At 71.7% G+C, this 16,387-nt stretch carries 15 protein-coding genes, 1 tRNA gene and 1 other RNA gene; 6 read left to right on the top strand and 11 right to left on the bottom strand.

Annotation, left to right across the window (positions count from 1 at the left end; all coding sequences use genetic code 11):
- Positions 1 to 390: 390 nt before the first annotated feature.
- From purD to ffs, 3 genes are all read right to left on the bottom strand, one after another.
- The gene (gene purD, locus ACIQM3_RS26675; protein WP_401628205.1) at positions 391 to 1,644 is read right to left on the bottom strand and encodes a phosphoribosylamine--glycine ligase; all 1,254 of its coding nucleotides are present in this window, start codon (positions 1,642 to 1,644) and stop codon (positions 391 to 393) included.
- Between the two features lie 114 nt (positions 1,645 to 1,758).
- On the bottom strand, positions 1,759 to 4,017 hold the full coding sequence (locus ACIQM3_RS26670) for a DNA polymerase III subunit gamma and tau (protein WP_401628202.1): 2,259 nt from the start codon (positions 4,015 to 4,017) through the stop codon (positions 1,759 to 1,761).
- Positions 4,018 to 4,096: 79 nt separating this feature from the next.
- Positions 4,097 to 4,193: signal recognition particle sRNA small type (gene ffs, locus ACIQM3_RS26665), an RNA gene on the bottom strand.
- Positions 4,194 to 4,325: 132 nt separating this feature from the next.
- Here ffs and ACIQM3_RS26660 point away from each other — a divergent pair.
- Together ACIQM3_RS26660 and ACIQM3_RS26655 are read left to right on the top strand one after the other, a co-directional pair.
- A tRNA-Ser gene (locus ACIQM3_RS26660) sits at positions 4,326 to 4,413 on the top strand.
- Positions 4,414 to 4,676: 263 nt separating this feature from the next.
- A complete protein-coding gene (locus tag ACIQM3_RS26655) occupies positions 4,677 to 5,366 on the top strand; it encodes a maleylpyruvate isomerase family mycothiol-dependent enzyme (protein WP_401628400.1) in 690 nt (229 codons plus the stop codon).
- Here the strand turns inward: ACIQM3_RS26655 and ACIQM3_RS26650 are convergent.
- Positions 5,293 to 6,447: a hypothetical protein gene (locus ACIQM3_RS26650; RefSeq protein ID WP_401628200.1), complete on the bottom strand. Its 1,155-nt coding sequence runs from the start codon at positions 6,445 to 6,447 to the stop codon at positions 5,293 to 5,295. The two genes, ACIQM3_RS26655 and ACIQM3_RS26650, sit on opposite strands and share 74 nt — an antisense overlap.
- A gap of 123 nt (positions 6,448 to 6,570) precedes the next feature.
- Between ACIQM3_RS26650 and ACIQM3_RS26645 the strand changes: the two genes are divergently transcribed.
- The gene (locus ACIQM3_RS26645) at positions 6,571 to 6,921 is read left to right on the top strand and encodes a hypothetical protein (RefSeq protein ID WP_401628198.1); all 351 of its coding nucleotides are present in this window, start codon (positions 6,571 to 6,573) and stop codon (positions 6,919 to 6,921) included.
- Positions 6,922 to 7,212: 291 nt separating this feature from the next.
- Here the strand turns inward: ACIQM3_RS26645 and ACIQM3_RS26640 are convergent, their stop codons facing one another.
- The gene (locus ACIQM3_RS26640) at positions 7,213 to 8,631 is read right to left on the bottom strand and encodes an oxygenase MpaB family protein (protein WP_401628398.1); all 1,419 of its coding nucleotides are present in this window, start codon (positions 8,629 to 8,631) and stop codon (positions 7,213 to 7,215) included.
- A gap of 98 nt (positions 8,632 to 8,729) precedes the next feature.
- Entirely contained in the window at positions 8,730 to 9,578 is an 849-nt protein-coding gene (gene uppS, locus ACIQM3_RS26635; protein WP_401628195.1) for a polyprenyl diphosphate synthase, read from the bottom strand.
- A gap of 354 nt (positions 9,579 to 9,932) precedes the next feature.
- Between uppS and ACIQM3_RS26630 the strand changes: the two genes are divergently transcribed.
- Entirely contained in the window at positions 9,933 to 10,577 is a 645-nt protein-coding gene (locus ACIQM3_RS26630; protein WP_401628193.1) for a dihydrofolate reductase family protein, read from the top strand.
- A gap of 218 nt (positions 10,578 to 10,795) precedes the next feature.
- Positions 10,796 to 11,953 carry a hypothetical protein gene (locus ACIQM3_RS26625; RefSeq protein ID WP_401628190.1) on the top strand — a complete coding sequence of 386 codons (1,158 nt, stop codon included), beginning with the start codon at positions 10,796 to 10,798 and terminating at the stop codon, positions 11,951 to 11,953.
- A gap of 56 nt (positions 11,954 to 12,009) precedes the next feature.
- On the opposite strand, the gene ACIQM3_RS26620 is transcribed toward ACIQM3_RS26625, so the two are convergent.
- From ACIQM3_RS26620 to ACIQM3_RS26605, 4 genes are all read right to left on the bottom strand, one after another.
- Complete coding sequence (locus tag ACIQM3_RS26620) at positions 12,010 to 12,420, bottom strand: VOC family protein (protein WP_401628187.1); 411 nt, start codon at positions 12,418 to 12,420, stop codon at positions 12,010 to 12,012.
- Positions 12,421 to 12,425: 5 nt separating this feature from the next.
- Positions 12,426 to 12,875, bottom strand: coding sequence for a helix-turn-helix transcriptional regulator (locus tag ACIQM3_RS26615; protein WP_401628184.1), 450 nt, complete (start codon positions 12,873 to 12,875; stop codon positions 12,426 to 12,428).
- Positions 12,876 to 12,956: 81 nt separating this feature from the next.
- Positions 12,957 to 13,571, bottom strand: coding sequence for a glyoxalase (locus tag ACIQM3_RS26610; RefSeq protein ID WP_401628181.1), 615 nt, complete (start codon positions 13,569 to 13,571; stop codon positions 12,957 to 12,959).
- 218 nt (positions 13,572 to 13,789) lie between these two features.
- A complete protein-coding gene (locus tag ACIQM3_RS26605; RefSeq protein WP_401628179.1) occupies positions 13,790 to 14,707 on the bottom strand; it encodes an SDR family oxidoreductase in 918 nt (305 codons plus the stop codon).
- 86 nt (positions 14,708 to 14,793) lie between these two features.
- Here ACIQM3_RS26605 and ACIQM3_RS26600 point away from each other — a divergent pair, with 86 nt between their 5' ends.
- Positions 14,794 to 15,366 carry a TetR/AcrR family transcriptional regulator gene (locus ACIQM3_RS26600; protein ID WP_401628177.1) on the top strand — a complete coding sequence of 191 codons (573 nt, stop codon included), beginning with the start codon at positions 14,794 to 14,796 and terminating at the stop codon, positions 15,364 to 15,366.
- 198 nt (positions 15,367 to 15,564) lie between these two features.
- Here the strand turns inward: ACIQM3_RS26600 and ACIQM3_RS26595 are convergent, their stop codons facing one another.
- Positions 15,565 to 16,317: an IclR family transcriptional regulator gene (locus tag ACIQM3_RS26595; protein ID WP_401628174.1), complete on the bottom strand. Its 753-nt coding sequence runs from the start codon at positions 16,315 to 16,317 to the stop codon at positions 15,565 to 15,567.
- Positions 16,318 to 16,387: the final 70 nt, after the last annotated feature.

Genomic DNA, 16,387 nt, shown 5'->3' with positions numbered 1-16,387 from the left:
CGTGGCTCTGCTGCGGATGCGCAGCAGAGCCACGGCTCTGGCCCGCGCTGCGTGCGCACCCAGCGCCTCAACCGAACCGGTACCGGACACGACTGGACGTCACCCCCTCTGCCCCCGCGACGGTGTTGGTCACTCCCCCACTGTGGCACCCGCCACCGACATCGCAATGCCGGTGGGCCAAGTGCCGGAACGCTTGCGCCGCACCCTAGTTGGGGCCTCGGCAGACGTCATCCGGATGGCCGAGCCGTCACCCGATGGAATGGCTTTGGGTAAAGCTGCTGACGTGCCGGTGCCCAGGCGTTCGGTGATACGGCGGCCTCGCCGGAAGGGCGCCTGACACGCATGTGCCCGGCGCCTCCGTGGAGGGGCCGGGCACAGGGCGAACGGCTCTCAGGCCTCCTCGGCGGCCTTGCGCGCGATGTCCGTGCGGTGCTGGGAGCCGATGAGCCGGATGCGGCCGAGGGCCGTGTAGGCACGTTCACGGGCCTGCGTGAGGTCCTTGCCGGTCGCCGTCACGGAGAGCACGCGCCCTCCGGCGCTGACGACCGCGTCACCGTCCTGCCGCGTACCGGCGTGCAGGACGAACGCGTGCGGCGCATCCTTCTCCACGACGTCCGCGAGACCCTCGATCGGATCCCCGGTCCGGGGCGTCCCCGGATAGTTGCGCGAGGCGATGACCACCGTGACCGCGGCGTCGTCGTGCCACTTCAGGGCGGGCACGACGTCGAGGGTGCCGTTGGCGGAACCGAGCAGGACACCGGCCAGCGGGGTCTTCAGCCGGGCCAGGACCACCTGGGTCTCCGGGTCGCCGAAGCGAGCGTTGAACTCGATGACCCGTACGCCGCGCGAGGTGATCGCGAGGCCCGCGTACAGCAGCCCCGAGAAGGGCGTACCGCGGCGGCGGAGCTCGTCGACGGTCGGCTGCAGGACGGTCTGCATGACCTCGTCGACCAGCTTCGGGTCGGCCCACGGGAGCGGGGAGTACGCGCCCATGCCGCCGGTGTTCGGGCCCTCGTCGCCGTCCAGGGCGCGCTTGAAGTCCTGGGCCGGCTGGAGGGGCAGCACCGTGGTGCCGTCGGTGATCGCGAAGAGGCTGACCTCGGGGCCGTCGAGGAACTCCTCGATGACCACGCGGTCGCAGGCCAGGGCGTGGGCCCGCGCGGCTTCGACGTCGTCCGTGACGACGACGCCCTTGCCGGCCGCGAGACCGTCGTCCTTCACGACGTACGGGGCGCCGAAGGCGTCCAGGGCCTCGTCGATCTCGGCGGCCGTGGTGCAGACGTAGCTGCGGGCGGTCGGGACGTTGGCCCCGGCCATGACGTCCTTGGCGAACGCCTTGGAGCCCTCCAGCCGGGCAGCCTCACCCGAGGGGCCGAAGCAGGGGATGCCGGCCGCGCGCACGGCGTCGGCGACACCGGCGACAAGCGGTGCCTCCGGGCCGACGACCACCAGCTCGGCGCCCAGCTCGGTGGCGAGGCGCGCGACGGCGTCGCCGTCGAGTGCGTCGACCGGGTGCAGTTCGGCCACCTCTGCGATTCCGGCGTTGCCGGGGGCGCAGTACAGAGCGGTGACATCGGGGTCGAGGGAGAGAGAGCGGCACAGGGCGTGTTCGCGGGCGCCGCCGCCGATGACGAGGACCTTCACGGGGTGCAGCCTAGCCGCCGGGGACCGGCCGCCTCGACGGGCGCCGCTCCGTGGACACACCGGAGGCGGGTCCGTGGGGCGCGTGCCGCGGTGGGGTGCGTGCCGTGGGGCGCGCTATTCGTTGGTGAACTCCTCGACGACCGTGGCGCCCAGTTCGCGGACGATCAGGTCGTGCCCGGAGAGCGCGGAGTCGACCAGGTCGGGATCGTCCGCCTCCGCGGTGTCGTCCTCGGGCGCGACCGACCGCGGCGGCTCGGGGGCCCCACGGTCGTACGAGGACTGCTCGGGGCTGCCGTGCTGCTGCGCCGGGGGCTGCTGGACGGGCGGCGGGGCCTGCTGGACGGGTGCGGCCGGCCGGGACTCGTACGACGGGGCCGGCGGCGCGGGCTGTGGCTGGTAGGGGGCAGCCGGAGGCCGGCCGCCACCGCCGCCACCGCTCGGCCCGGGCTGGCCGCCGCCGCCCGACGGGTCGACGACCGCGTCGACCTTCCACTTGGCGTTGAACTGCTCGGCGAGAGCCTGCTTGAGCACCTCCTCGCTACCGCTGCTCGAGAAGGTGTCGCGGGCGCCCGCGTTGAGGAAGCCGATCTGCAGGGTCGAGCCGTCGAAGCCGGTGACCTGGGCGTTCTGGCTGAGCAGAATCCAGGTGAAGCGGCGGCGGTTCTTCACGGCCTCCAGGATGTCCGGCCACATGTTCCGCACCTGGGCGGCGCCCTGTGCCATGTCCTGACCGCCACCGGGCGCGGGCGCCTGGGCGGCCGGGGCCTGGGCCGGGGCGGCGGGGGCCTGGGCGGGCGCCGGGGCCTGCGGTACGCCGCTTCCGGGCGCGGAGGCGGTCGGCCAGCCGCCGGGCCGGCGCGCCGCTTCCGCACCGCCCCCGCCGCTGCCGGCTCCGGCCGCCGCAGGCCAGGCGCCGGGGCGCTGGCCTGCGGGAGCCGGGGCCGCGGGCTGCTGGGCCGCGGGCTGCTGGGCCGGGGCCTCGTGGACCGGATTCTGGTGGACCGGAGGGGCTTCCTGCGGTGCCCCCGGAGGCGCGACGGGCTCGGCGGCCGCCGGAGCGACCCGGGGGACGTCGGCGGGGGCAACGCCCGGCGCCTCGCCCCGGGCGGCCGCACGGGCCGCGGCGGGACCTCCTCCGGCGGGCATCCCGACACCGGCCCCATGAGCCTCCGGCCCCGGCACGTACCCCATGGCGGGGCCGGCCGCGGCGAAGGAGGCGCCCCGCTCCAGCTTGTCCAGCCGCGCCTGGAGCGAACGCTCGTCGTCGAAGGCGGCGGGCAGAAGCACCCGGGCACAGATCAGCTCCACCTGGAGCCGGGGCGAGGTCGCCCCGCGCATCTCGGTGAGCCCTTCGTTGACCAGGTCGGCGGCGCGGCTCAGCTCCGCGGCACCGAAGACGGAGGCCTGGGCCTGCATCCGCTCCACCACATCGGCGGGGGCGTCGATGAGCCCCTTCTCCCCCGCATCGGGCACGGCGGCCAGGATCACCAGGTCGCGCAGCCGCTCCAGCAGGTCCGCGACGAAGCGCCGGGGGTCGTTGCCGCCCTCGATCACCTGGTCCACGACCTCGAAGGCCGCCGCCCCGTCACCCGCCGCGAAGGCGTCCACGATCGAGTCCAGCAGGGACCCGTCCGTATAGCCGAGGAGCGAGGTCGCCATGGCGTATGTCACACCGTCGTCGGCGGCGGAGGCCAGCAGCTGGTCCATGACGGACATCGAGTCACGCACGGATCCGGCGCCGGCCCGCACCACGAGCGGCAGCACACCGTCCTCGACGGCGCTGTTCTCCTTGCCGCACACCTCCGCGAGATAGCCGCGCAGCGTCCCGGGCGGCACGAGCCGGAAGGGGTAGTGGTGCGTACGCGACCTGATCGTGCCGATGACCTTCTCGGGCTCGGTGGTCGCGAAGATGAACTTGAGGTGCTCCGGCGGCTCCTCGACCACCTTCAGCAGGGCGTTGAACCCGGCCGGGGTGACCATGTGCGCCTCGTCGATGATGTAGATCTTGTACCGACTCGACGCGGGCCCGAAGAACGCCTTTTCCCGCAGGTCACGGGCGTCGTCCACGCCACCGTGCGACGCGGCGTCGATCTCGATGACGTCGATCGAACCCGGCCCGTTGCGCGCGAGGTCCTGGCAGGACTGGCACTCCCCACAGGGAGTCGGCGTAGGCCCCTGCTCGCAGTTCAGACAGCGGGCCAGGATGCGCGCACTGGTCGTCTTTCCACAGCCACGCGGCCCGCTGAACAGATACGCGTGATTGACCCGGTTGTTCCTCAGGGCCTGCTGCAACGGGTCAGTGACATGCTCCTGACCGATGACCTCGGCGAAGGACTCGGGGCGATAGCGGCGGTACAGCGCAAGGGACGACACACATACGAGGTTATCGGGGCGGACCGACAACCGGCCCCGCCCCGGACCGGGCGCCCGGCGGGACACCACACCCCGGACACGCAAGGGCCCCCCACGCACCCGCCAGAGCCAACCTACCCTTGCTGCCTTCCGGCCCTGGGGGAGTTCAGTCAGATAGCGCCACGTGAGGGGCTGACGCCCACCTTAGCCGATCCCGACCCCCCGCCGTCCACCCACTCCCCGGCCTCGCCCCGCCCGACGGTCGGTCCGGAACGATCTCCGCGGAAGATGTTCGCGAGCACCCTCCAACGTCTTGTATTGTTTGCGGCGGAGGATTCGCCTAGTGGCCTAGGGCGCACGCTTGGAAAGCGTGTTGGGGGCAACCCCTCACGAGTTCGAATCTCGTATCCTCCGCCATTGCTCTCACCGGGCAATACGTCGAAGGCCCCCGCAGCTTGCTGCGGGGGCCTTCGACGTTGGTGGTTGCAGTTTTGGTTGCAGTTCCATGATCTACGGACCACCCGCACGATGCTGTGGAGTGACGTCCGCTCCGAAGTGGGCCTTGGAGCCGAGTAGGTCGCGCAGCTCGTGCGCGGCAATGGTGCTGCTCGTGGTGTACCGCTTGCACTGGACGATCATCGTGCGGCCGTCCGGAAGACGACTCGTCACGTCGGCCTTACATCGCCCACCTGCGGCGTGCGGGCGAACTGCTCGCGGACGCCGCCGCCGAGACGGGCCAGCACTCCCCCCTCCCGACCTGTCCCGGTTGGACGATCGGCGACCTGGTCCGGCACACGGGCACCTTCCACCGCTGGGCGGCCCCCATCGTGGCCGAGCGCCTACCCGGATCCGTACCGGAGGATCCGATGCCCGAGGAGCCGACCGGCGGGGACCTGCTGCCCTGGTTCCTGGACGGGCACAGCAGCCTGGTCCGTACGCGGCGGGCGGCTGGCCAGCAGACGGACTGCTGGACCTTTCTGCCCGCGGCGTCGTCGGTAGCGTTCTGGGCACGACGGCAGGCGCACGAGACGACGGTGCACCGGGTGGACGCCGAGTCAGTGCGCGGCGGGGAGCTCTCGACGCTGGACCCGGCCTTCGCGGCCGACGGCACCGACGAGTTGCTGACCGGATTCCACGCCCGCTCGCTCAGTCGGGTGCGCGCCGAGCAGCCGCGCGCCCCGCGAGTGCGACCGACCGACGATGCCGCAGTCGGGTGCGGCCAGATGCTCTCCGTCGACCCTGTGCCGGCATCGGCGGAGTTGACCGAGCCCGACAGGGCCGCGGCGAGGCGCCGGCTCAGAGCCTGGTCATCAGCGCGTACGGCTCGGGGATGTCGGCGCCCGCTGGGAGGGTGTTGCCGAAGACGGTGAGGGTGCCGTGGGAGGCGAGGACGGCGTCGAGCCAGAAGGCGGCGCCGTCGGCTACCGACGGCAGCGGCAGGGAGGTCCAGTGGCCGGCCGCCCACCGCAGCACCGTGGTGTCGCCGACGGCGGTGACGCCGCCGGGTGTGGCGGTGAAGCCGTAGAGGCGGCCGTTGTCCGCGGGGACGGGGACCTGGCGCCAGGCGCCACCGACCCGGCGCAGTACGAGGGCGTGGCCCCGGTCGTCAGGAGTGAGGAGCGTGCGCCCGGTGGCCCACAGAGCCCCGTCGCCGTCCGTACCCACCTGATACACCTCCCCGTACAACCCGGTGGCCGGCAGGGTGGACGACTTCCAGCGGTGCCCGTTGTAGTGCAGCATCAGCGGCTGGTCGTCGCCGGTGTAGCCGCCGAGCCACACGTCCCGCGGGCCGAGCACGGTCACCGAGGAGAGGTTGACGTCGGCCGCGTCGGGGACGGCCATCTGATGCCAGGCCGTTCCGTCCCAGTGCTCGACCAGCGCCTCGAAGTGCGACACCACCGTGGTGCCGCCCGGCTTGCCGGGCGTCGGGGTCTCGCTGTCGGTGATCTCGGCCCAGCCGACCCCCCAGACGTCGTTCGAGGCCCTGGCCGACACCGACAGCAGTCCGCCGCCGCGCGCGGCGTCCGGCAGCGGCGCGCTGACGATCCGCCAGGAGGAACCGTCCCAGTGCTCGGTGAGGACCCCGCCGAGCGAATCGACGTGGTCGCCGACGATCCACCCGTCGTCGGGATCGCCCTGGACGACGGCCGCTGCGGTGATGCGGCTGTCGCCGTCGAAGGCCGGCAGCGCCACCTCCCGCCAGCCGTGTCCGTCGTCGCTGAAGAGCAGCGGGGTGGTCGTCCGCGCCTTGCTGTCAGGCACCTGCGTGATGCGCGCCCCATACGCCCAGGTGGTGTGCGGACCGACGCTCACACCACCCAGCAGGGTGCCGCCTGCGGGCGGCAACGGGACCGGGGTGAAGCCGCCCCCGCCCGCCTGCGCGGTTCCGCCGGCGCCGAGCAGGAGGAGGGGAATCAATGCCGCTGTCGCCACTCCGGTACGCCATCGCATGGGTGTGGTTCTCCGTCCGTCTGTGAAAGGCCGTCACAGTTAAGACGCGCCGGAGCCGCCCGGATGTTTCACCGGATGGCGCGGGGGGGCGATGTCCGGGGCCTACCCAACTCCCTTTCTGGCGTGCCGTCAGGCGTTGCCGGCTGGTACGACGCGGTCTCGGCCCACGAGTTTCCGGGCAACTGGAACAAGGCATTTTTCTTCGCCCGCGAGGCGGCAGCGCGGGCACCGCACGACGAGGGCGACCCGGCGTTCTGGAATTTGGACATCGCGGCGACCGTGTTGCAGGAGTGGGCGACGGCGAGCCGAAGGGCGAGCGAATCGTGGACGGACGCGGCCACAGCGTCGTCGATGAGCTCCTGCTCTTCGAGGCCTCAGACCGCGGCCCCCGCGGATGCAGTCCCGGGGTTGCTCGACATCTGGGCGGCAGCCGGACCAGAGCGGTTCCGGGCCGGCCTGACCGTGATCGGCTGAGCCGGTCCTGACCGTGTCCTGAGGTGGGGCGACACTCCACATCCGAGCGGAGGTTGGCGACACCACAGGTGAAGCGCCGGGTGGAACCCTAAGCGTAGTTCCAGTTGCATTCGCTCCCGTTCAGCGAAGCGTGTTGGGGGCAACCCCTCACGAGTTCGAATCCGTATCCTCCGCCATTGCTCTCGACGTTGTCCGTCTCAACGAGGCCCTTCGGAGTCCTCCGGTCCGCTGGCCCCGGGGTGCCATGCCCCGCGTCCGCCCGGTGGCGCGGGGGAGGGGTTGTCCGAAGCCCTACGCGTCGGAGAGCAGCGGATCGTAGGGGGTCGAACGCCGGCGGCCTGACATGAAGGACAGGAAGTCCCGCACGAACGCGCTTCGGGAGTGACGCCCGTCGGCATCCACGACGGTTCGCCCGAAACCTCTCCTGAACAGGGCGCGGTACTCGTCGGCGTCGATGAACTGGTCGCCGTCCGCGTCCGTGACGTCGAAGAGGACCTCGGCGACCCTGATCAGTGCCGGTCCTGCCAGGGACGGGACCGCGTCCGCGTACTCCTCCTCGCTCACCCGTCCGTCCCCGTCACTGTCCAGGGCCGACTGGAGCTCCCTCCACCACGCGGCGAACGCGTCGTAGAGGCGGGTCTCCTCCGGCTCGTCCAGGTCGAGACGGGAGCAGAGCTCCCTGGCCATGGCGGCGAGATCGGGCCAGTCCAGAATGCCGTCCCCGGTCTGGTCCAGAACCTCGCTGAAGAACGCGCGGGCACTACGCCGGTTGTCGTCCCCGCCCGGACCGTCCGGGGCGCCCGGTTGGGCCGGCACCGGCGTGATCAGCCGGAACAGCGCGCCGGCCCGTTTCGTCCGGGCGCGCAGAGTGGTGAGCGTCTCGGCCCACGGGCCGTCACTGTCCGGCGACAGGTTGAGCAGGCTGACGACGTTCTCCGTCTGGACCCAGTTGTCGGGCAGGGCGCGGGCCAGACGGGCGGCCATGTAGGCACTCTGCATGAGGGTCTGCGCACCCGGGACCTCCGGCAGCCCCGCCCGACGGCGGAAGACCTCGGGAAGGGACGCCACGGTGATGGTGCCGATGACCGGCCCCGCCAGCGCACGACCGGTCGCCCAGAGTGTGGGCACTCCCGCGAACAGCGGCGGGGCCGGCAGGTGTTCGAAGAGCCTGTAGAGGATGGTGCGCAGCGCCTCCGTGTTCTGCAGTTCCTCCGCGACCATGCGGTCGTAGTACTGCCAGAACTCGGGCAAGGTGGTTGGGAGGTGGCCCGCCTGGTCACCCAAGGCGGCCAGGAAGGCCCGGAATTCGGCGTAGAGCCGTTCCATGGTGATCTGGTCCAACGGCTGTCCGCTCAGCCGGCACATGGTGACGGAGCTCTCGAAGAGCGTCGCGACCACCCACGCCCGCACCTCGGGGTCCATCGCGTCGTAAGGCTGGTTCCTGGCGTCCGTGCCGCTCAGGCGTGCGTGCATGCGGTTGAGCCGGGCCGCCTCCCTCTGCCGGGTCTGCTCGTCGGCTCCGAACATGCGCTGCAGGCTCACGAGGGTGTTGCGCAGCCGTCGCCACGGGTGCACCACGAAGGAGGAGTTGTCGGCCAGTGCCGCGCCGATCTGCGGGTGGGCGGCTTCGAGCACCGTGGCTCTGACGACGGCCAGTGCCCAGCGGGGATCGTTGAAGAAGCGGTGGAACTGCGCCCCGGGGCCGAACAAGGATTCGGCCGGTGCTTCTGCGGCCTCCCGGCCGGGTCCTTCGTACGGTCGCCCGGCACCGGGCCCGGTCCGCGTGCGGCTGCCGCTGTCCGTGTCCTTCACCTTTGAGGTCCTCCATTCGCTTGCGGTGCCACGCCGCCGAAGCGGCGGTCGCGGCGCCGGTATTCGTGCAGGCACTCCAGAAGGTGCGGCGCACGGAAGTCGGGCCAGAGCACCGGAGGAAAGATCCACTCGGCGTAGGCCACCTGCCAGAGCATGAAGTTGGAGATGCGCTGTTCGCCGGAGGTACGGATGACGAGGTCCACGTCAGGTGTGTCGGGGACCGGCAGATGCGCGGCGAAGCGGGCCTGGTCGACGGCGTCGGCGGGCACCCCGGCGCGGATGAGGGACCGCGCCGCGGCGACGATGTCCTGGCGCCCGCCGTGGTCGAAGGCCACGGTCAGCGTCATGCCCCGGTTGCCCTCGGTGAGGGTCATCAGGTCGGCGAAGTCCTGGGCCAGAGGGGCGGGGATCCTCGGGTCCTCAGCTCCCAGGAGCCGGCATCGGATGCCACGCGCGTGCAGCAGCAGCGCGTGTTTGCGCACCACTCGGCGTACCAGACGCATGAGGAAGTCGATCTCCTCGCCCGGACGCCGCCAGTTCTCGGTGGAGAAGGCGTACAGGCTGAGCCATTCGACCCCAGCCGACCGCGCCGCCTCGATGACGTCGATCACCGTCGCCTCGGCCGCCCTGTGCCCGGATGTACGCGGCAGGGAGCGTTGCTGCGCCCACCGCCCGTTCCCGTCCATCACGCACGCGACGTGGCGAGGCACCGGGCGCCGCGACCCCTCGCCGGACGGGCTGCGTGGCTGTACCACGACAGCCGGTACGGCGGAGCCCTCCGGCCGTGTGGCGACGCCGGCCGGCTCCCTCGTCGCATACGACCGGCCGGATGACCCTGCTCCCATGGATGCCATCGAAGCGCCCCCCTCTCGACTCGCGGCTGCAGGCTTCGCCGGGGCCGCGCCCCGGCTGCGGAGGCCACGACCAGTGGTCGGCGCACCCCCGCTGCTCCTCGCCTCCAGCAGAGTGCGGTGCCGGCTCTCGCGGCGTGCGGTGATGCCCGCAGGTTCACCCGTAGCACGTCAGTCGGAGGGCTCCGGCACATGGGCGCGCAGCGGTGAACCCTCACGCGGGCCCGCTCCCCCAGCCGGGCGGACGCCCGCAGGACGCAGGAAGCCGGGACACACCGGTGGCCTCTGCGATGACTTTCACCGGCCCGTGCAGTCTCATTACTGACACCGGGCTCAGGAGGAGAACGCATGGAACAGCTGCTGAAAGTCCAGAACTTCACCGTCTCCAGCGACGGTTTCGCCGCAGGTGAGCATCAAAGCCTCGAAAGACCGTTCGGTGACGCCGATCCCGGTGCCCTGATGTCCTGGGCCGGCGCCACGGCGAGCTGGCCCAATCGCACCGACCCCGGGGGGAGCCGTGGTATCGACGACTACTTCACGCGGGACTTCACACACAACATCGGCGCGGAGATCATGGGGCGCAACAAGTTCGGGCCGGAGCGCGGGCCCTGGCAGAACGAGGAATGGCGTGGCTGGTGGGGCGACGAACCCCCGTTCCACACCCCGGTGTTCGTCATGACCCACCACGAGCGCCCCTCGTTCACCCTCTCCGACACCACGTTCCACTTCGTCGGCGGCGACCCCGCCCACGTCCTCGGACAGGCGCGGGAGGCGGCGCGGGGCAAGGACGTCCGGCTCGGCGGCGGGGCCACCACCATCAGGCAGTTCCTCGACGCCGGTCTCGTCGATACCTTGCATGTGGTGGTCGCCCCGGTGAAGATCGGTGCCGGGGTACGCCTCTGGGAGTCACCCGACGAGCTGGTCGACCGGTACCACCTGGAGGTCGTTCCCAGCCCGAGCGGCGTGGCACACCACATCTTCTGGCGCAGGTGACACGAGGGCGTCCCTCGGGCCGGCGGCGCCGCACGGCAACTGCCTTGCGGAAAAGGGGAGTCCGGTCGGTCGGTGCCTCGCCGCGCCGGAGAGCCGGCCCGGGTGACCGGCACCTACAACCATCGGTCCCAACCGTGGGTCTGGTCCCGTAGCGGGCCGGTCGTGCGCCTCGTACGGCCCCCGGGGATGCCTTCTCACCGCAAAGGAAACGCTCACTGATGCTTGCACGGCACCTCATACGCACGGCGGCCGTCTCGTTGGCTCTGGCCTCCACCCTGCTCACCGCAGGCGGAGCCGGCGCGGCCGAGGTATCCGGCTGGGAGGTGTCCCTCTCCGGGGACAGCCCCGCCGGATCCCTGATGTCCGTGTCCTCCGTCGACGACGATCTCGCGTGGGCCGTCGGCCGCAAGGACGGTCACGGCGTGATCATGCGCTGGGACGGCGACCGGTGGGGCGAGGACACCGCTCCGGGGCTGCCCGACGTCTGGCAGTGGTCGTCGGTCAGTGCCGTGTCCGCCGACGACGTCTGGGCCTACGGGACACTGGTCAGGGACCAGGTGCTCGTCCACTACGACGGCGAGCGCTGGAGCCGGGTCGCCACCACCGGCCCCTCCGACGACTCATGGCCCGAGGTGCCGGTCGATGCCGTCCCCGGCCGGCTCTTCAAGGGCGGCAACGCGCTCTACACCTACTCCGGCGGTACGTGGACGACCTTCGCGCTGCCCCGGCTCGTCGACATCAGGGACATCGACGCGATCTCGGCGGACGACGCCTACGCCACGGGCATGCAGTACCCGGTGAACGGGGGCCACCCGGTGACGTACCACTGGGACGGCGACACCTGGACGCTGATGGATGAGCCGCCCGTGCCCTCCGGTACGGACACCGCCAGGATCGCGGCCGTGTCACCGGACAGCGTCTACGTCGCCGGATGGGCCACCGGGCCGGACGCCGGCCCGCCCGTGCCGAGCGTCACGCATTGGAACGGCACCGCCTGGGAGGACGTCACGGGTGCACTCGCCGACTTCTATCTCGAGGCGATCGCGCCCGACGGGCACGGCGGGCTGTGGGTGACCGGGAACGACCAGGCCGAACCCGCCCACTCGGAGCCGGTGTTCTGGCACTTCGACGGCACCTCCTGGACCAAGGAAGCCGGCGCACCGGCGCCCGACGGCGACACCCGGTGGCCTTCGTACTCCTTCTACGACCTGGCACCGGCCGGCCGATCCGGCGCATTCTGGGCCGTCGGCGACTACTCCACGCCCATGGACGCCCACGGCGACCAGACGGTCAACGGCCTGATCGAGCGGTCCACGGCACCCACAGGCTCGGCACCCACCGTCACAGCATCCCCCGGGACCGCCGTCGGCCGCTGAGCGCACGGAGCACCGCGCCGGGCGCCCCGGCGGTCACCGCCGCCGGGGCGCAGGGCTCAGCGCACTTCCTGGATGCGGATCTGGTTGCCCGCGGGGTCGCGGAGGGCGCAGTCGCGGACGCCGTACGGCTGCTCGGTCGGCTCCTGGATGACCTCGGCGTCGCCGGCCTGCAGCTTCTCGAAGGTGGCGTCGAGGTTTTCGGTGGCCAGGAGGATCCAGCCGTAGGTTCCCTTGGCCATCATCTCGACGACGGTGCGGCGCTCGTCCTCGGTGATGCCCGGGTCGGCGGCCGGCGGTGCCAGCAGGATGGACGTGTCGGGCCGGCCGACGGGGCCGACCGTGATCCAGCGCATCGTGCCGGTTCCGACGTCGCTGCGCACCTCGAAACCGAGGGTGTCCCGGTAGAAGGCCAGGGCTGCGTCCGGGTCGTCGTGGGGGAGGACGCTCGTACGAATGTTGATGTCCATGGCGGTCACGCTAGCGGGGGCCCGGGGGCCCGGGCTTCTCGATTCCTGATCGGTCTGGTCACCTGTTTCGCCACGCACGGCGGCACTCCCGCGGCGTCGCTCTCCGCCTGGCGCCGGTAGGCGCTGGGCGGCATGCCGACCAGCTCGGTGAAGCGCGTACTGAAGGTGCCCAACGACGAGCAGCCGACCTCGAAGCAGACCTCGGTGACGCTGAGGTCGCCCCGGCGCAGCAGTGCCATCGCCCGCTCGATACGCCGCGTCATCAGATAGCCGTACGGCGATTCGCCGTACGCCCGCCGGAACTGGCGGCTGAGGTGCCCGGCCGACATGTTCACGCCCCGCGCGAGCGCCTCGACGTCCAGCGGCTGCGCGTACTCCCGGTCCATCCGGTCTCGGACGCGGCGCAGCAGTGCCAGGTCACGCAGGTACTGCGCCTCGGTGGCTCTGTTCGTCACGTGCGCGATCGTGCCACGCCCGGCCGGATCCGCGCATGGCGTCCAGCGCAACAGCCGGGCGTGGTCCGGAGGTCGAGCGCCTCAGGGAGATTCCTTCTCCCACTCGAAGCCGTCCGGGTCGGTGAAGGGGCCGATGTCGCCGCCGAGCGCGATCCGGTGCGATCCGCTGCCGTCCGGCGGCACGCCGGCGTCCTTGGCAAGGGCCCGGCGCCCGTAGAGCGCCAGCGTGACGGGGCTCGTGGGGGTGTCGAACTCGACGTACTTGCGGCCGAAGCTCTTCCCCACGGTGAGGCCGTGGCCGACGTAGTACCGCTTGGTCGCGAGCACGTCCTCCACTCCCAGCAGCAGCACGAAGCGGTCGATCTGCCGGGTGGCCGGCCCCTTGTCCTTCTTCGCGGAGGTGGCGATCTTCCAGAGCGTCCCGTCGGGAGCCCGTACGACGCCGCCGTAACCCCAGAGCGACTTCGAGACCGGCTTGACCGCCGAGGCACCGGCGCCGAGCGCGGAGCCGACCAGGCTGTCGACGGTGGACGGCTGGGAGACCGTGAGCGACAGCGTGAAGCCGCGGAAGCCGGTCGTCGGCGCCTCGGAGGCCCGTAGGCGCAGCTCAGGGCCCAGACCGAAGGCGGCGGAGTAGAAGTGTTCGGCTGCGGTGGGGTCGGCCACCTCGAGGGTGACGGATGCGATGGAAGCCATGGAACGAAGCTATGGCGACTCCGCGCCGCGCGCTTCTCGATTCCTGACCGGTCCGGCCCGGGGATGCCCGGAGCCGGAGCTGCCCGGAGCCCACGACCGTCGCACAGCCCCCCTCCTGTCGTCGTACGCCGGCGCAGGGCGGCCCGGTCCGCCTCCTGGGGGTGGCCTCCGGCGCCCCGGCGGGAGCGGGGCGCCGAAGGACGCGGTGCCGCGCCCGGTCAGGCTGCGCCGGGGGCGTCGAAGTAGTGGCCCTTCTCGAGGTCCTCCAGAAGACCGGGGCGGGTCGGCCGCCAGTCCAGCAGCTCGCCGGTGAGTGCGTGCGACGCCGGGGCGTCGAGGCCGAAGAAGTCGGCCAGCCAGGAGAAGTGGGCCGCCGCTTCCTCCGGGGCGACGGACACCACCGGCACGTCGAGCCGACGGCCGATCACCTCGGCGATGTCACGGGTCGCGACGCCCTCCTCCGCGACCGCGTGCAGCACGGACCCGGCGGGGGCCTTCTCCACCGCCAGCCGGAACAGCCGCGCCGCGTCGAGGCTGTGGACCACCGGCCAGCGGTTGGCGCCGTCGCCGATGTAGCCGGAGGCACCCTTGGCGCGGGCGATGGCGACGAGGGTGGTGACGAAGCCGTTGTCGCCCTCGCCGTGGCAGGTGGAGAGCCGCACCACCGATGAACGGATGCCGCGCGAGGCGAGTTCGAGCGTCGCCAGGGACGTGGCCGCCCTGACGGAGGACGGCGAACCGTCGATCGCGGGCATGTCCCGCTCGGTCGCCACCCGCCCGGTGGCGAGACCGGCGGCGCCGGAGGCGATGACGAAGGGGCGGCCGGTGCCCGCCAGCGCGTCGCCGAAGGCGTCGACGGCGCGGCGGTCGGCCTCGGCGGCTCCCCGGAAGTCACCGCCGAAGGCGATGTCGTGCTTGAAGGCGAGGTGGACCACCCCGTCCGACGCGGCGGCGGTGTCCCGCAGGACGTCGAGGTCGTCGACGGTGCCACGCACCACCTCGGCCCCGGCAGTGGTGAGCGCGGCGGCGGAGGCGTCGGAGCGCGCCAGCCCGACCACCTGATGCCCGGCGTCGAGGAGCTCGGGAACGACGGCGGAGCCGATCCAGCCGGACGCACCGGTCACGAAGATACGCATGGGACACTCCAGGAACTGTCGATGTCAGTTGCTGTCATCAAACGTAGCAGCTGACGTCAGTCACTGCCATCGCGTAGGATCGACCCATGGGTAGATGGGAGCCGAACGCGCGCGGGCGCCTGGCGGAAGCGGCGTTGGAGCTCTACAGCGAGCGAGGCTTCGAACAGACCACCGTGGCGGAGATCGCCAAGCGGGCCGGTCTCACGGAGCGGACCTACTTCAGGCACTACGCCGACAAGCGCGAGGTGCTGTTCGGCGGTTCCGAGCTACGCGACCTGCTGGTCGAGGCGGTCGCCGGCGTCCCGGAGTCCACGGCGCCGATCGACGTGCTGGCGGCGGTCCTCGACACGATCTCGGAGATGTTCGACGACCGCCGCGAGCACGCGCGTAAGCGGCAGGCCGTGATCGCGGCGAACGCGGAACTCCGGGAGCGCGAGCTGATCAAGCTCGCCTCGCTGTCGGCGGCGCTCGCCGAGACCCTGCGCGGGCGCGGCGTCCCGGAGCCCGCCGCGAGCCTGACCGCCGAGACGGGGATCGCCGTGTTCAAGGTCGGTTTCGAACGGTGGATCGCGGCGTCCGAGGACCGCACCATGGCGCCGGTGATGCGGGAGCTGCTGGACGAGTTCAGGGCCGTGGCAGCGGGCGGACACGGCTCGTAGGAGCACGTGGAGGGCCGGCCGGAACCGGGAGGACCGCGGGCGGCGTCGGCGTGCGTATGCCTCGCAACCCATCGGGAGACACAGGGCCTGCGCGGTACGGAGGCGGATCATCGTGGTCGCCGGGGGCGCGTCGCAGTCGGTATCCCGGTCCGGAGGCGTCGCGATCGCCTCGACAGCCCGCGGTACACCTGACTTCCCTCAGCTGCCGAAGGAGACGTCCCTGGTCACCCGGTCCGCCGACGCCAGCAGGCTTTGGCGGACCTGACTGGTGCGGTACATCCGGTCCGCCCGGAAGGAGACGCCGAGCGAGCCGACCCGGCCGCCACCGCCGTACACCGGCACCGCGATGCACACCGTGCCGAGGTCGTACTCCTCCCGGTCCATCACAGCCGGTACGGAACGCGACGACTCGAGCTGCCGGATGAGCTCATCCCGGTGCGTGATCGTGCGGGGAGTGAGGTCGGCGAGGGTATGACGCGAGAGGTACTCGCCACGCGCCTCGTCGTCCAGCTCGCGCAGCACGCACTTCCCGAGTGCCGTGGCGTGCCCGGCGTCCTGGAAACCCACCCAGAGGTCGACCTTGGGTGTCAGCGGACCGTCGACGATCTCGGCGATCCTGATCTCGCCCTCGTCGTAGAAGGTGAGATAGGCGGCGGCCGACAGGTCGTCCCTCAGCGAGGCGAGGGCGGGGCGGACCAGACGGGCCAGGTTCTGCGCGGAGTGGTCGCCGCTCGGCACGTCGCCCAGGACGAAACAACCGTCGTCGAGCCTGCGGAGAAAGCCGTCCCGCGCCATGTCCCGCAGCAGCTCCAGGGTCGTGTCCGGAGGCAGCCCCGCCTGCCGCGCCAGCTCGTTCGCGGGCGCGCCGCCCTCGTGCGCCGCCACGGCTTCCATCAAGCGGAACGCGTGCTGGACAGAAGGCATCTGCGTGTGGCCCGCTCGGTCACCCATCTCACAAGCTTGGACCCGCGGGCAGGGGCCGGCAAGGCAGGACCGCGGCACACCGGGCGGGAACCACTCC

The organism is Streptomyces sp. NPDC091271 (genome assembly GCF_044757505.1).
Taxonomy (GTDB): domain Bacteria; phylum Actinomycetota; class Actinomycetes; order Streptomycetales; family Streptomycetaceae; genus Streptomyces.
This window is presented reverse-complemented; position numbering and strand designations above follow the sequence as displayed.